Genomic DNA, 15,181 nt, shown 5'->3' with positions numbered 1-15,181 from the left:
TCAGTTGGTTAGAATACCGGCCTGTCACGCCGGGGGTCGCGGGTTCGAGTCCCGTCCACTCCGCCACTTATATTAAGCCCCAGTCGAAAGACTGGGGCTTTTTTCGTTTTGGTTCCCCGACTTACCTTAAACCCACTTTCGTATTGAAACCTTGCATCGAGAGGCCGGCTTCCCTCTGGCGATGCTTTCTAAGCCCTGTTATGAGTGAAGTGGAACTCAGTTTTGTGTGGTTTCTACTGAACCGGGTCCTAGTATCGAGCGCTAGTTCTCAGCCCTTGTGCTTACTTACCAAAGCTTCCTTTATTATTACCTGGAAAATTTATTCACTAGGTTATGTTATTTTCGGGGGAGATTTCTCTGCTTTAGATGTTTTGATTTAGCCATAGGCGCTTATTAATATAAACTCAGCGCATTTAAAACTTTCCAAACATGGATTTTGTTTTGTCGACCTATTTAAGCCAGTGTCTTAAAGTATATTCGCTACTTCTTCCCTCTAACCCTCTCCAACCTTCAAAGCCACCACTACGTACGTATAACGTGAGCGGTATAGGTGCTTTCATAGCTGTGTTTGCTGAGTAAGCAGTTCACCTGGCACATTGACTGAGGAAAAGTCTTCTTTCTGTGGACCTTCGTGTAAGTCACGATAGTTTTAATAATTATCTGGTACTTTTTATTCTAAAGGTGTACGCTTCACATCGAATATTTTTTCGACAGTAAATCATGTTATATCTCTTGTTTAAAAGCTTTGTAAGAAGGCTGAACTCCGTGCAAAAAACGCGATGAAGTGTTGCCCGGAGTCTTAAATTAATCTTCATCAGGTGTTTTATGCGTGAGTAACTTCGCTGAAGTTATACGCAGGCGTCTGTACACCTGATAAAAGAGAAGAGATGGCCGGTGATATTTCATCATCGGCCTTTTTGTATCTGTTAAGCAGCTACAAAGCATTATCCAGTATTGAAATAAGGGCCGGTATTGATCACCGGCCCTTTTTATTTGGTTAAAAGCATGAGTATTTTACAAGTTAAAAATTTGTCTTATCAGGTAGCCGATAAGACATTATATAACAACGCGACATTTCGAATTAACGTGGGAGAGAAAATAGGTATCACTGGAGCGAATGGCGTTGGAAAAAGCACCTTATTAAAACTGCTTATTGGTGAATTATCTGCAGATAAGGGCTGCATTGACTGGTTACCAAACCTTGAGGTGGGGTATTTAGAGCAACATTTTAAGATGGATAATGCGCTGACGGTTTATGAATGCTTAAAGAGTGCTTTTGAGAACTTATACGCTGCCGAGCAGAAGCTTTGGACTTTGTATCAGGCGATGACCGAGTCTCACTCTACATCTCTTTTAAGCCAAGTCGCTCGGCTACAGGCATATTTAGAAGATGAAGACTTCTATGCAATTAATACCAAAATTGAACGAGTTGCTGTAGGTCTTGGTATTTATCAATTTGGCTTAGATACACCGCTTGTCTCGCTAAGTGGCGGTCAAAGACACAAAGTCCTTTTAGGCAGGTTGTTACTTCGCAACCCCGATGTGTTAATTCTTGATGAGCCGACAAACTATCTTGATGCTCCTCACATTGAATGGCTAGTCACGTTTCTCAATGATTACATTGGCACAGTTTTACTGGTTTCTCATGATGTTGATTTCCTTAATCAAGTAGCGACCAGTATTTGTGATATTGATTATCAAACGGTTCGAAAATACAGCGGCACTTATGTCAAAGCAATGCAGCAAAAGCATCACGATGGTGCTTTGATAGAAAAGCAATATAAGGCTCAGCAAAATGAAATTCGAAAGTTAGAGCAATTTATTGCCAAAAATGGCGCTGGAGTTAACGCGAGTCTTGCTAAAGGGCGTAAGAAAAAACTGGATAAAATCGAACGTATTCAACTGAATAATGTAGAGAAAGTATCGATGTTTGACTTTGCTTATCAGCCCATTGGGCAACAGTATGTGATTGACGCAAAAGCGTTGATGATAGGTTATCAGCAGCCTCTGCTTCCTGCGCTTGATATCACGTTAGCGCGCGGGGAAAAGTTGGTTGTTGCTGGCTTTAACGGCGTGGGTAAGTCGACCTTACTTAAAACCCTGATGGGGAAGATCGAGCCACTCTCTGGTGAGGTGGTATTGGCAAAAGGTGCAATGATTGGTTATTTTTCTCAAGATTTGTCTTGGCGCCATCCTCAGAACACGCCTGAACAGGAGCTGTGCTCTTGTGCGCCAACAATCTCAAGCAAAGAGTCACGCAAGCTATTAGCTCGCTTTGGGATCACGGGGGATAAGACGCAGCGCCACTTAGATACATTGAGCGGTGGTGAGCAAACTCGGGTGAAACTGTGTTGTTTATCGGTTCAGAAATGCAATGTTTTGCTGTTGGACGAACCAACAACACATTTGGATAGCAGCAGTAAAAATGCGCTTAAAGAGGCTCTCCAGCGCTTTTCCGGTAGCGTGATTGTAGTATCTCATGAGAAGGCATTTTTGCAATCTTGGCCTGATAGAGTTTTAGATATTTCGTTGCTCACTTGTGCTGAATCGGAAACAGAACAGGAGGTGGAGCTATGATGCAGTCCATGATCCTATTTCTCGTTGCTTTTCTTGTTGGTGCTGATGAGTTGATGCTTGGATCTATTCTTGAACCTATCGGAAATGATTTAAGTGTTCAACCGAGTCAGGTGACCTTATTTATTACAGCATATAGTTTAGCCATAGCAATTTGCGCTCCTTACTTGGGCCGTTTATCAGACCGAGTTGGGCGTATTCGTATCATGGTGCCTGCTTGCTTTGTATTTGGGGTTGCGTCTATTACGACGGGCATAGTTCATGATTTTGAACTTGCTATTGCAACTCGAGTGATCACTGGTATTGCAAGTGCAGGCATGTTACCAATTGCATTCGCGTTAGCGGGAGACGCGAAGGGTAATAGAGCGATGCGTCAAATTGTGATGGTTCAGGCGGGATTAACGCTAGGTATGATAACTAGCCCGGCGATCGGAGCATTGTTGACCCAGCTTTTATCATGGCGTGCCGCTTTTATTATTTTGGGCGTTGCGGCTCTTTTTGTCGGTGCCATGAGCGTAGTGTCCATGAACAACAAGCATAATGAGTCCAAGAAGTCAGATACTCTGCCACCTATCACAGACGTCATTCATCTTCCAGGCGCGTTGAGGGCGATTCTAGCGATGTGTTTAGGCCTAGGGGGAGGTATTGGTGTATTTAACCTGATAGGCCTTCATATTCGAGATACCAGTGATTTGGCGCTCGGTTGGGTGGGCGCTATTTATGCAGCTCTAGGGATCGTGAGTGTGGTTGGAAATATGTGCGTGGCGAGAGCTTCTCGCTGGCTTGGTAGCTCTCGAGCCGTTATGCGAGTGGCTTTAATGGTGTGCATACCTTGCAGTGCATGGGTGTTCTCAAATGAGATGAGTACGGTGACCGCTTATCTTCCAGCTCTAGTGCTCTGGTCTCTTGCTGGAGGGGTTGGCTCTCCGGCATTACAAGCACATATCGCAAGCTTATCTGATGAATATCGAGGTGTGTTAATGTCTTCTGGAATGAGTATGATGCACTTTGGTGTCGCGATTTGGTCTGCCTTGGCGGGCTTCGCGTATTCTGTAGGCAATGAATGGGTCGCTTTCGTGGCTTTCCTATTGTTTGGCTCAGCAGTAGTTATCTTAAAGCCAGTTGGTAATACTGAACAAAGTGAGCGTTATTCGTAGTGTTTTAGTAGATAAAGAAAAGCCGTTACCTAAAAAGGTAACGGCTTGTTCCAAATACTTTTTGAAAAACGGTCTTAGTTCATGCCGTATTTCTTAAGTTTCTTGCGAAGAGTACCGCGGTTGATACCCATCATAGTTGCTGCGCGAGTTTGGTTACCGCGAGTGTACTGCATGATAGTATCTAGTAGTGGCTGTTCAACTTCAGCTAGAACTAATTCGTATAGTTCTGTTACTTCCTGGCCGTTTAGTTGAGCAAGGTAGTTTTTAAGAGACGCTTTAACAGAGTCACGTAAAGGCTTCTGAGTAATCTGGTCTTGTGACGTTACTGTAGTTACTGTTAATGCTTCTGAAGTCAGATTTTGTTCGAACATATTCGGTCTAGCTCTTCTCTTAATTATGATGCAACGTTATCAAAATAACCTTCTAACGCCTCAATTTGCAGCGGAGCTGCGTCGATAGCGTTGAAGGTACGGCGAAACTCACTTGCCTGTTCATGCTCTTTCAGGTACCACCCAACGTGCTTGCGCGCGATACGTGGACCTAAGAACTCCCCATAAAACTCATGCAGAGCATTTACATGACCAAGCATAATGGTTTTCACTTCCTCAGTTGGAAGTTCCTCCATTGTGGTGCCGTTTTCCAAATAGTGATGGATTTCCTGGAAAATCCAAGGACGACCCTGGGCAGGGCGTCCAATCATTAAAGCGTCCGCACCGGTGTACTCCAGTACAAATTTGGCTTTCTCCGGGCTATCGATATCACCGTTCGCGATAACCGGAATTGAAATCGCCTCTTTTACCGCTTTAATGCTGTCATATTCGGCCTCACCTTTGTACATACATGCTTTCGTTCTGCCATGCAGAGCAAAAGCTTGTATGCCGCAGTTTTCGGCTAATTTAGCGATCTGGACACAGTTCTTGTTGTCTGTATCCCAGCCAGTTCGAGTCTTTAACGTTACAGGAACGTCCACTGCATTCACGACCGCTTTCAAAATCTCTTCGATAATGTTTGGGTATTGAAGCAGAGCAGAGCCCGCTAGCTTCTTATTCACTTTTTTTGCCGGGCAGCCCATGTTGATGTCGATGATTTGTGCACCGTTCTCAACACTGAATTGAGCTGCGTCCGCCATAAGCTGTGGATCGGAACCCGCAATCTGTACAGAGCGAATGCCCGATTCGCCCTCGTGTACCATGCGCTGTTTCGACTTTGACGTTCCCCATAGTTTTGGGTTAGCAGACATCATTTCACTGACGGCCATTCCCGCACCATAGCGAAGACACAACTCGCGAAACGGTCTATCCGTTACACCAGCCATAGGGGCTACGATTAGATTGTTCTTAAGTTGATAGTTTCCGATTTTCAAAACGTCATCACAGTTCTGTACCAGCAAGGGCGCGCATTTTACGCATTTTTTCACTGCGTGAAAAGACTAATATTTGAGCATTTACAAATTGTTTTTGTAAATTGTATGAATTTCAAACAATTAGCTCTGAAAACCTTGTCTAGCCTTGCTTACGACCAGAGATGCGACACCATTCACTTTGCTCAACAATTGGGTCAATGTGAAGCTCGTCACGGTAATAGTTCGCAACATCTTCAGCTTGAGTGTCTAATACGCCGGACATAGCGAGGTCGCCATTTGGCTTAACTAGCCCTTTGATGATAGGTGCAAGTTCACGTAAAGGTCCCGCAAGGATGTTGGCCACAACGACGTCAGCGACGAGACCTTCAGGTTGATTTTGCGGTAAGTAAACTTCTAGTTTGTCTGCAACGCCATTACGCTCAGCATTGTCTTTTGAAGCAAGCAGGGCTTGAGGATCAATGTCGATCCCTATCACTTTTTCAGCGCCCAGTTTGATCGCTGCGATCGCAAGAATACCTGAGCCACAACCGAAGTCGATAACGGTCTTACCGCTTAAGTCCATGCTTTCTAGCCACTCAAGACAAAGTGCTGTTGTAGGGTGAGTACCCGTACCGAATGCAAGGCCTGGATCCAACATAACATTAACAGCGTCAGGATCTGGAATGTCGCGCCAGCTTGGACAAATCCATAAGCGTTCACCAAATTTCATTGGGTGGAAGTTTTCCATCCATTCGCGTTCCCAGTCTTTATCTTCAAGCTGTTCTACTTTGTAAGCAAAATTGTCAGCCAGCATATTGCTCGCTTTAATTTGGTCGATGATGAAGTTAGTGTCTGCTTCTGCATCATACAGTGCCAGAATATCAGTATCGCCCCATAAGCGAGTTTCGCCAGGTAGAGGTTCGAATACAGGTGTATCCTGCGCGTCTAAGAATGTAACAGACAGCGCGCCAGTCTCTTCCATTAGCATATCGCCGATTTGCTCAGCGTTTTCATTGGTCGCGTTGAGTTTGATTTGAATCCAAGGCATTGGTTTTTGCTCTTAAAGTGAATGAAGTGGCGCAGAGTTTACCAGAACTCTACGATTTGTTTGAGTATATACCCAAATAAGCCGATTTATATGTTGAGCCGTTCGCGTACATATAAAACAAAAATGCCCACGGGAGTGGGCATTTTTTAAGACGTTTGCTTAGGTTTATTGTAAGCCAAGCTTCTTCTCTAGGTAGTGGATGTTTGCACCACCGTGTTGGAAGTTTTCGTCATTCATAATGGAGAATTGCAGTGGCACGTTAGTTTTGATGCCTTCGATGATCATCTCACCCAGTGCGTTCTTCATACGTGCAATCGCTACATCACGGTTCTCACCGTAAGTGATCAGTTTACCAATCATTGAATCGTAATGAGGTGGAACTGTGTAGCCTGTGTAGATATGAGATTCCCAACGTACACCCATACCGCCAGGAGCGTGGAAACGCTCGATCTTACCCGGAGATGGTAGGAAGCGCTCAGGGTCTTCTGCGTTGATACGACACTCAATCGCATGGCCACGGATCTTAATATCATCTTGAGTGAATGACAGAGGCTGACCCGCTGCAACACGAAGCTGTTCTTTGATTAGGTCGATGCCAGTAACCATCTCTGTTACTGGGTGCTCTACCTGAATACGAGTGTTCATTTCGATGAAGTAGAACTCACCGTTCTCGTATAGGAATTCAAACGTACCTGCGCCGCGGTAACCGATCTCGATACATGCACGAGTACAGCGTTCACCGATGTACTTACGCATTTCTTCTGTGATACCAGGTGCTGGAGCTTCTTCCACTACTTTTTGGTGACGACGTTGCATTGAACAGTCACGCTCACCAAGGTGGATTGCGCCGCCTTGACCGTCAGCAATAACCTGAACTTCAACGTGACGAGGGTTTTCTAGGAATTTCTCCATGTAAACCATGTCATTGTTGAACGCCGCTTTTGCTTCAGCACGTGTCATTGCAATGGCTTGGATAAGGTCTTTCTCTGCGCGAACAACACGCATACCACGACCGCCGCCGCCGCCAGATGCTTTGATGATTACTGGGTAACCAATGCGCTTAGCAAATGCTTTGTTTTTCTCTTCGTCATTGTCTAGAGGGCCGTCAGAACCCGGTACACAAGGAACGCCTGCTTTCTTCATTGCATTGATAGCAGATACTTTATCGCCCATTAGGCGGATAGTGTCTGCCTTTGGACCAACGAAGATGAAACCACTGCGCTCAACTTGCTCTGCGAAGTCTGCGTTCTCAGACAGGAAGCCGTAACCTGGGTGGATAGCAACAGCACCAGTCACTTCTGCTGCAGAAATGATGCGTGGAATGTTTAGGTAGCTGTCGATACCACGAGCAGGGCCGATACATACGGTTTCGTCTGCGAGTAGTACGTGCTTAAGATCGCGGTCAGCTGTCGAGTGAACAGCGACGGTCTTAATACCTAATTCTTTACAAGCGCGAAGAATACGAAGTGCAATTTCACCTCGGTTCGCGATGACTACTTTGTCTAGCATAAGGCAAGCCCCGCTTATTCGATTACAACAAGAGGTTGGTCGAATTCAACTGGTTGGCCGTCTTCAGCTAGGATTGCTGTAACAACGCCAGATTTGTCCGCTTCGATTTGGTTCATCATTTTCATTGCTTCAACAATACATAGAGTATCGCCAGCATTTACTTTCTGACCCACTTCTACGAATGCTTTAGAGTCTGGGCTTGGAGAGCGGTAGAAAGTACCAACCATTGGAGAAAGAACTTGGTGACCTGCAGGTGTTGCTGCTGGAGCTTCTGCTGCTGGCGCTTCCGCTACTGGTGCCGCTGCTACTGGAGCAGGTGCCGCCGCTGGAGCTGCTGCGTAGTGAATTGGTGCTTGAGGGGCTGCAGTGCCATGACGGCTGATGCGCACTGACTCTTCACCTTCAGAGATCTCTAGCTCAGCAATGCCAGACTCTTCAACTAACTCAATTAGCTTCTTGATTTTACGAATATCCATCTTTTCTTTCTCTTTTATCTTGTGATTAAGACAACCCTCGTAGGGTTGCAGAGTGTTAGGGTTACTTTGTCTGTAGCTTATTGATCGCTGCAGACAGAGCAAATTCATAACCTTGTGCGCCTAAACCGCAAATCACACCCTCTGCTTTATCTGACAGATAAGAGTGATGACGGAATGGTTCACGTGCGTGCACATTTGATAAGTGCACCTCAATAAATGGGATGGCGACGCCAAGTAATGCATCTCGCAGCGCCACACTAGTATGAGTGAAAGCCGCTGGATTGATGATGATGAAGTCAATCTTGCCATAGGCAGCGTGAATGGCTTCAATCAGTTCGTACTCACGATTTGATTGTAGGTGTTCCAGTTCTACCCCAGCGTTATGGGCTTGCTCTGTAAGAGTATCCACAACTTGAGCTAAGGTACTGTGACCATAGTGTGTCGGTTCGCGCAGACCCAATAGGTTAAGATTTGGTCCGTTTAGAACAAGAATCCGTGACTTTGCAGACATTGTGTTGCTATCTTCCCTTATCGTGAGTGGAACGTTTATATTCCCAAATATACGATAGTTCAGCACGATTTTTTTGTTAAAACCGAGCAAATTTTAAAAAATCGACCAAGATTATAGCTAATTCATAGCAATTAGCAGCAATTTACTGGTCTAATCTCCTAATAGCCACTCTCGTTTCTGTAACCAAGTTAACAAAAACAACATAATTGCCATATTTTTTGTGTGGCCAATTTGTGCGCTAAAGCAAAAAACCGCCATGAGTGATGGCGGTTTTTAAAGTGCTTTTAAAACAGTTGGTTGAATTTATGCCAATTCTGCTTTCTCTGCGATAAGCTTGTCTACCACGCTCGGATCGGCAAGCGTTGACGTGTCTCCGAGGTTGCTTGTATCGCCCGTTGCAATCTTACGCAGGATTCGACGCATTATCTTACCAGAACGAGTCTTCGGTAAGGAATCCGTCCAGTGCAGTACATCTGGTGTTGCAATTGGACCAATTTCTTTACGCACCCAATCTTTCACTTCTTTGTGTAGCTCTGCTGACGGGAATTCACCATCGTTCAAGGTAATGTAAGCGTAGATAGCTTGGCCTTTGATGTCGTGTGGAATACCAACAATCGCGGCCTCAGCAATTTTATGATGTGCGACAAGAGCCGATTCTATTTCAGCGGTACCCATGCGGTGACCCGACACGTTTAGTACGTCATCAACACGGCCTGTGATCCAGTAGTAACCGTCTTCGTCACGACGAGCACCGTCACTAGTAAAGTACATTCCCTTGAAGGTTGAGAAGTAGGTCTGTTCAAAGCGCTCGTGGTCGCCATAAACAGTACGCATCTGACCTGGCCATGAATCAAGGATCACCAAGTTACCTTCTGCTGCGGTTTCTTCAATGATGTTGCCCATGTTATCAACCAGTGCAGGTTGTACTCCGAAGAATGGTCGAGTTGCTGAGCCTGGTTTTAAGTCTGTTGCGCCTGGTAGTGGTGCAATTAAGATACCGCCGGTCTCTGTTTGCCACCAAGTATCAACGATAGGCGAGCTCTCGTTACCAATCGTTTTGTAGTACCACTCCCACGCTTCAGGGTTGATAGGCTCACCTACTGAACCCATCACACGTAAGCTTGAACGAGATGTCCCTGCTACCGCTTCGTTACCTTTTGCCATTAGTGCACGAATAGCGGTTGGCGCAGTGTAGAGAATGTTCACTTGGTGCTTATCAACCACTTCACTCATACGAGCCGTGCTTGGGTAGTTTGGAACACCTTCAAACAGAATGGTTTTGGCCCCGTTCGCTAGTGGACCATAAATTAGGTAAGTATGGCCTGTAATCCAGCCCACATCCGCGGTACACCAGAAGGTTTCACCTGGTTGATAATCGAAGACATATTTAAAGGTCATTGCCGCGTAGACGAGGTAACCGCCTGTAGTATGTAGTACGCCTTTAGGTTTACCTGTCGAGCCAGATGTGTAGAGGATGAACAGCGGGTCTTCGGCTTTCATCTCTTCTGGTGGGCAAACGTCAGAAACGTTGGCTGTTGCTTCGTGCCACCAAACATCACGGTGTTCATGCCATTCAACATCACCACCTGTACGTTTAAGCACGACGACTTTATTGATGGTTTTTACGTCTGGGTTGGTTAGTGCTTCATCCACGTTCTTTTTCAGTGGAACAGCGCGTCCGCCACGTACGCCTTCGTCTGCGGTGATCACGACTTTAGCGTCAGAGTCGATGATACGGCCGGATAGTGCTTCTGGTGAGAAACCGCCAAATACTACGGTGTGAACCGCACCAATACGGGTACAAGCGAGCATAGCCACAGCGGCTTCTGGCACCATTGGCATGTATAGACACACCACGTCTCCCTTGCGTACGCCTTGCTCTTTCAATGCGTTGGAGAATTTACACACTTCTTTGTGCAGTTCGTTGAAAGTGAGAGTTTTGTCGTCGGCTGGATCATCGCCTTCCCAAATGATGGCGACGTCGTCCCCGTGTTCTGCAAGATGACGGTCAATACAGTTAGCCGAGACGTTCAGTGTGCCATCTTCAAACCAGCGAATATCAACATGGCCAGTGTCGAAAGAAGTGCTTTTTACTTTGGTGAAAGGTTTGATCCAATCAACGATTTTGCCGTGTTCGTTCCAGAAGCCCTCTGGATCGGTTACCGACTGCTGATACATGGCTAAGTAAGTATCATTATCCGCGTGTGTATGAGTTTTAATATTTTCTTTTACCGGATAAACGTGGGCTTCGCTCATGGCTTCTCTCCTTGTGCCTTATTTCTCGGCCTTACACCAATCTAGATAAGATTTTGAATATATTTTTGTAGGGCTGTTTTTTGGTTCTAAATAACTTGGTCGTGGTAATGACGACGTTGTGCTTATAACTGTCAGTCACCGCGCGTATTTCCACAATTAGACTTTAGGATGAGAGTGATAGAAGCGCCGGGAAATCGCTGAAACAAAAGTATTTCTGGGAGCTAGGTCAACTGATTTTTATGTATACGGCGTGGTTAGGTTGGGTAAATCGCCTTTCGTTAAGCGGACAAAGACCAAAGCGGCAGAAATCGCGTCTTGCAAGGCGTCGTGTTTGTCTTGGATAGGAAGTTCGAGGTGTTTACAAATGGCATCCAGACTTAAGTCGAAATAGGCATTCGGCAAATGTCGTTCCAACTTATCGTGGTAAATCTGACTGACTTCGATCAGTGGGTTAGGAAGTGGGAAGCCAAGTTGCCGCAGACAAGCAAGGTCTAAGATCTTTTTATCGTAACGAATGTGATAGCCCACAAGTGGTCGGTTGCCGATAAAGTCGAGCAGCTCGAGCAGCGCCTCTTTTTCACTGATGCCATCGACTAAGTCTTGGTGGCGAATTCGATGGATCTTGACCGAGCCTGAGTCGAGCGATTGCGGCGCGCGTAAGCGGACTTCAAATGGTTGACTGGTGATGATGCGGTTGTCGATGATCTTGGTGGCTGCAATAGTCACCAGCTCGGCGCGATTTGGGTCAAGGCTGGTGGTTTCGCAGTCAAGAGAGACGTATTCTGTTTTATCTGGCGTGCAAAACAGCGACTGATAAGGCGAGCCTTTCAATTTGTAATGCCAGTATTTGCGTTGTAACCAGTTCATTGCTTACGCCTCTGTGATTTATGAAAATCAGGGTTAATCACGAATTTGATAATGGAAGCCTAAAAATTGCTTAAATTTCTTCACCACATGTAAGCTGTGGCGAAGCAAATCACGCTCAGTTCTATCCAGTTGTTTAATATCAATGTTATTCAACGCTTCTTGCTTTTTGAGTTGCTGATTAAGGCGAAGTTTAAAGAACAATTTCAGTGCTTCGTTGAGATTATCTGCCGTTTCAGATTCTAAGATGCGCTTATTTCTCAGAGCTTCAATGCGCTCAAACGTGTTCTTCTCCTCAATGGCATATTCCAAAGACAAGGTGCGAATGCCGTGTACAATTGGGAAAATACCGCCGCGTTTAATGTCCAATCCGTCTTTAGCACTTTTTACGTTGCCAAATAGAGTTAGGGGCACCGAAAACTGCAAGGCAGGGCGAGTAAAGTCAGACAATATCAACATGCGATCTTTCATTGTGTCACGAAGATGCGCCGCAATTGGAGCCAGCAGCTCGCAATTCCCAGCAACAGCATGGGCGTCACTGAAAATGGCTAAGTCCATGATTTGTTGTGGTTCGGCTTTAGCTATCCAGTGGTTTAGGGTGCTTATCCATTCTTGCTGTGTTTTGACCCATTTCGGGTTGTTAACCATCACTTTACCAGGGCAAAGTGGATAACCGAGCTGTTGTAGGGTGTGTGTGAAGGATTGCATCACTTGTTCGCAATGAGGCCATTCCAGACCATCTTGAATAATCAGGGCATTGTCTTGATCGGTTTTGAGAATTTGCTCTCCTCGGCCTTCAGAGCCGAGTACGATCAAGCAACAATGGTCGTGCAAGGCTGGTGGTATTACTAACTCGAACGCTTTCTCGATAATTTGCTCGTTTACGGCTGAGATCAGCTCCATGATGAAGCGAGTGCGGATGCCGTTTTTCAATAAGCTCTCGACCAATTGACGTTGGCGGTTTGAGGCCAAAGCGAGCTCTTCCACGCTGCTTGCTCGAGCAATACTGAGCGTTAACACGTGAGAGTGGGTTGAGAACGCGCTAAGAATTTGGGTCATATCCAGCATGCCAACGGCTCGGTTGCCTTCACATACCATGAGGCGTTTCATTCTGTTTCTGGTCATTGTGATCATGGCGTTGAATAGAAAGTCACCATCATCAACGTGATAAACAGGAAAGCTCGCGATCTCACCCACTGGTGTGTCGAGCGCGCAACCATCTATCATCACAGAATGCAGCATATTAGTACGAGTCACTATTGCGTACGGGTGGGCTGATGGCCATTTTTCCAATCGTGGATCATCGCCATGGAGTTGAACCAATGCAGCGTCAATCCCATTTTCTTTTAAGGAACGTGTTACCTCGTTAATTGGTGTATTTGGTTCGAGGATCATCGGTGGGTGATAAATGCTGCGGTCAACTTTAGTGAGAATAAACTCCGCTAAGTTTTGCTGTTGATGGGCCGCTTCGATGAGCTCTTGCCGTTTCGATAAATTGTTATCGAAATAGGCTGCAAACTGGCCATTTTCGTTGTAAAGGGCAAGGAAAATTTCTTTCGGCAGTAGGTAAGAGAGCGTGTCCTCAAGCGCGATGTAGTGATGACGTACCTTGTCTTCAAGTAACGAGCGTACATCGAACATATCGTCGTTGGCATAATGTGCGAACACTTCCTGTTGATCGTTGGAGCGCTCTTCTACCGCGCCTTTGATCAGAATATGTAAGTGGGGGTTCTTCTGTCCGCAGGATAAAATAACATCTCGAGCTCGATAGTAGGCGACGTCCAGAGACGATCGCAGTCGCGTTTGTTGTGCTTCAGTTAAGCGATCGAACGGTGGAGATTGCATGTTAAATTTGTCAGGCATGAGAACACCCAATAATGATGGAAGGAACACTCTCTAAGTCTGACAAATTTCTTACCGGAAGCCAGACGACTTTGGTCTAAATTACGATGTTTTCGCTTGAAGATGCCAAATGTCGCAAAGTTAGTATTCCATCGAGGAAACGATAAGTTTCTTATTCTTCCCTTTTTATAATACGCATGGCGATCCATAATTCCCGGCTCGAACGTTGGTGTTCCCGTTTTAGGATATTAGTAATGTTGAAACCTTCTCCGTATGGCTGGATTTCCCAGTACTTTCTCGGATTCTTCTTTGCGTATGGCGTGTATCTGCCATTTTGGTCACTTTGGTTTAAGGATCAGGGCGTATCTTCGACAGATATCGGTTTGCTGGTCGGGTTAGGCCTTGCGACACGTTGTGTTGCCAATATCGTGATCACCCCACGAGTACACAAAGTCGAACATCTTATGCCTGCTTTACGTTGGTTGAGTTTCGCTGCCCTCCTTTTTGTTGGATTTCACTTTTTTACGGGTGGTAGCTTTTGGTTAATGGCACTAGCGACAGTGTTGTTCAATCTTTGTTGTGGACCGATTATTCCGTTGTCGGACGCGATGGCAAATTACTACGCTCGCCTGAAAATGCTCGATTATGGCCGCACGCGGCTATGGGGTTCGATCGCCTTTATCGCAGGCTCGACGGCAGTGGGCTACCTGGTGGCTGAATTTGGCTCCGATATGATCTTGTACACTGCGATGTTCGGCGTGTTTATCTCGTTGCTGTTTGCTATGCGACCGACTAACCCAATGCCTGTAACGCACGGTGGGCAAAGCGCAGAACGTCCAAAGCTGACCGCTCTTTTGACCGACAAGCCGATACTAAAATTCTTAGTGTTGGTGTCACTAATTCAGGGCAGTCATGCGGCTTACTACGGCTTTAGTGCGATTCACTGGAAGGCCGCTGGTCACTCGGAAGATGTCATTGGCTACTTATGGAGCTTGGGGGTGGCCGCAGAAGTGGCAGTGTTTGCACTGAGTAAGCGTTTATTCGTAGGTTGGTCAATACGCGCGCTGTTTATTGCTGCTGCCGTTGGTGTAATGATGCGTTGGGGTATTACGGCGTCGACAACATCAATTATTGCTTTGGTGATTGTTCAATTATTGCATGGTGTGACTTTCGCTACCGCACACATTGCCGCGATCCAATATATCCAAAACTCCGAAGAAAATAAGATCGTAGCGTTGCAAGCGTTGTATAACGCGATTCCGTTGGGCGCATTTATCGCGTTAATGACCGTATTGAGTGGCTGGGGTTATGAGCACTGGGGACCGCTTGTGTTCTGGGGCATGGCCGCGATGGGGTTATTGGCTCTGTTCATCAAGCTTGATTCGCAAGACCCACATCAGGTGGTTGATGTATCAGACAAGCCACTTGAAACACAGAATTAGACTTATGTAACAAAGGTTAAAAACTAAGCTTTGTCTCCGTTATCAAAGCAGTGTTAAATGAAACCTCTCCCTCATGGAGAGGTTTTTTTATTTTCAGCCCTAAACCACCTACTTCAGTAGGTGGTTATCATCCGTTTCGGCTTTGCCTGTAAAACTACTC

General features: G+C 45.9%; 12 protein-coding genes. 3 read left to right on the top strand and 9 right to left on the bottom strand.

Annotation, left to right across the window (positions count from 1 at the left end):
* The first annotated feature begins 1,005 nt into the window (after positions 1-1,005).
* Together R7127_RS25365 and R7127_RS25360 are read left to right on the top strand one after the other, a co-directional pair.
* Positions 1,006-2,577 carry an ABC-F family ATP-binding cassette domain-containing protein gene (locus R7127_RS25365; RefSeq protein ID WP_064376987.1) on the top strand — a complete coding sequence of 524 codons (1,572 nt, stop codon included), beginning with the start codon at positions 1,006-1,008 and terminating at the stop codon, positions 2,575-2,577.
* A complete protein-coding gene (locus tag R7127_RS25360; RefSeq protein ID WP_172563459.1) occupies positions 2,574-3,731 on the top strand; it encodes an MFS transporter in 1,158 nt (385 codons plus the stop codon). Before R7127_RS25365 ends, R7127_RS25360 begins: the two co-directional genes overlap by 4 nt.
* A gap of 74 nt (positions 3,732-3,805) precedes the next feature.
* On the opposite strand, the gene fis is transcribed toward R7127_RS25360, so the two are convergent.
* The 9 genes from fis to R7127_RS25315 form a co-directional block, all read right to left on the bottom strand.
* Positions 3,806-4,102: a DNA-binding transcriptional regulator Fis gene (gene fis, locus R7127_RS25355; RefSeq protein ID WP_000462885.1), complete on the bottom strand. Its 297-nt coding sequence runs from the start codon at positions 4,100-4,102 to the stop codon at positions 3,806-3,808.
* A 23-nt stretch (positions 4,103-4,125) separates the two neighbouring features.
* Positions 4,126-5,094 carry a tRNA dihydrouridine synthase DusB gene (gene dusB / locus R7127_RS25350; protein ID WP_318131243.1) on the bottom strand — a complete coding sequence of 323 codons (969 nt, stop codon included), beginning with the start codon at positions 5,092-5,094 and terminating at the stop codon, positions 4,126-4,128.
* Positions 5,095-5,233: 139 nt separating this feature from the next.
* Positions 5,234-6,121 (bottom strand): 50S ribosomal protein L11 methyltransferase, encoded by an 888-nt coding sequence (gene prmA, locus R7127_RS25345; RefSeq protein ID WP_005382507.1) that lies wholly within the window; start codon positions 6,119-6,121, stop codon positions 5,234-5,236.
* Between the two features lie 165 nt (positions 6,122-6,286).
* Positions 6,287-7,630, bottom strand: a complete 1,344-nt coding sequence (gene accC / locus R7127_RS25340) for an acetyl-CoA carboxylase biotin carboxylase subunit (protein WP_005382509.1) — start codon at positions 7,628-7,630, stop codon at positions 6,287-6,289.
* Positions 7,631-7,644: 14 nt separating this feature from the next.
* Positions 7,645-8,106 (bottom strand): acetyl-CoA carboxylase biotin carboxyl carrier protein, encoded by a 462-nt coding sequence (accB, locus tag R7127_RS25335; protein WP_005386355.1) that lies wholly within the window; start codon positions 8,104-8,106, stop codon positions 7,645-7,647.
* 61 nt (positions 8,107-8,167) lie between these two features.
* Positions 8,168-8,617: a type II 3-dehydroquinate dehydratase gene (gene aroQ / locus R7127_RS25330; protein ID WP_054579330.1), complete on the bottom strand. Its 450-nt coding sequence runs from the start codon at positions 8,615-8,617 to the stop codon at positions 8,168-8,170.
* A 303-nt stretch (positions 8,618-8,920) separates the two neighbouring features.
* A complete protein-coding gene (gene acs, locus R7127_RS25325) occupies positions 8,921-10,873 on the bottom strand; it encodes an acetate--CoA ligase (protein ID WP_005386359.1) in 1,953 nt (650 codons plus the stop codon).
* Positions 10,874-11,110: 237 nt separating this feature from the next.
* Complete coding sequence (locus tag R7127_RS25320; RefSeq protein WP_042523697.1) at positions 11,111-11,740, bottom strand: 3'-5' exonuclease; 630 nt, start codon at positions 11,738-11,740, stop codon at positions 11,111-11,113.
* Positions 11,741-11,773: 33 nt separating this feature from the next.
* The gene (locus R7127_RS25315) at positions 11,774-13,600 is read right to left on the bottom strand and encodes a DUF294 nucleotidyltransferase-like domain-containing protein (protein ID WP_158159512.1); all 1,827 of its coding nucleotides are present in this window, start codon (positions 13,598-13,600) and stop codon (positions 11,774-11,776) included.
* Between the two features lie 233 nt (positions 13,601-13,833).
* Between R7127_RS25315 and R7127_RS25310 the strand changes: the two genes are divergently transcribed.
* Positions 13,834-15,021, top strand: a complete 1,188-nt coding sequence (locus R7127_RS25310) for a 3-phenylpropionate MFS transporter (RefSeq protein ID WP_005382367.1) — start codon at positions 13,834-13,836, stop codon at positions 15,019-15,021.
* Positions 15,022-15,181: the final 160 nt, after the last annotated feature.

The sequence above is a fragment of the Vibrio sp. 1159 genome (assembly GCF_033340395.1).
Lineage (GTDB): Bacteria > Pseudomonadota > Gammaproteobacteria > Enterobacterales > Vibrionaceae > Vibrio > Vibrio alginolyticus.
The sequence above is the reverse complement of the archived record's forward strand: the minus strand, read 5'-3'. Positions and strand labels throughout refer to the sequence as shown.

Excerpts from the sequence above, each read along its gene's own strand:
- R7127_RS25365 (WP_064376987.1), top strand. The coding sequence starts at position 1,006 with ATGAGTATTTTACAAGTTAAAAATTTGTCTTATCAGGTAGCCGATAAG.
- R7127_RS25360 (WP_172563459.1), top strand. The coding sequence starts at position 2,574 with ATGATGCAGTCCATGATCCTATTTCTCGTTGCTTTTCTTGTTGGTGCT.
- fis (WP_000462885.1), bottom strand. The coding sequence starts at position 4,102 with ATGTTCGAACAAAATCTGACTTCAGAAGCATTAACAGTAACTACAGTA.
- prmA (WP_005382507.1), bottom strand. The coding sequence starts at position 6,121 with ATGCCTTGGATTCAAATCAAACTCAACGCGACCAATGAAAACGCTGAG.
- accC (WP_005382509.1), bottom strand. The coding sequence starts at position 7,630 with ATGCTAGACAAAGTAGTCATCGCGAACCGAGGTGAAATTGCACTTCGT.
- accB (WP_005386355.1), bottom strand. The coding sequence starts at position 8,106 with ATGGATATTCGTAAAATCAAGAAGCTAATTGAGTTAGTTGAAGAGTCT.
- aroQ (WP_054579330.1), bottom strand. The coding sequence starts at position 8,617 with ATGTCTGCAAAGTCACGGATTCTTGTTCTAAACGGACCAAATCTTAAC.
- acs (WP_005386359.1), bottom strand. The coding sequence starts at position 10,873 with ATGAGCGAAGCCCACGTTTATCCGGTAAAAGAAAATATTAAAACTCAT.
- R7127_RS25320 (WP_042523697.1), bottom strand. The coding sequence starts at position 11,740 with ATGAACTGGTTACAACGCAAATACTGGCATTACAAATTGAAAGGCTCG.
- R7127_RS25315 (WP_158159512.1), bottom strand. The coding sequence starts at position 13,600 with ATGCCTGACAAATTTAACATGCAATCTCCACCGTTCGATCGCTTAACT.
- R7127_RS25310 (WP_005382367.1), top strand. The coding sequence starts at position 13,834 with ATGTTGAAACCTTCTCCGTATGGCTGGATTTCCCAGTACTTTCTCGGA.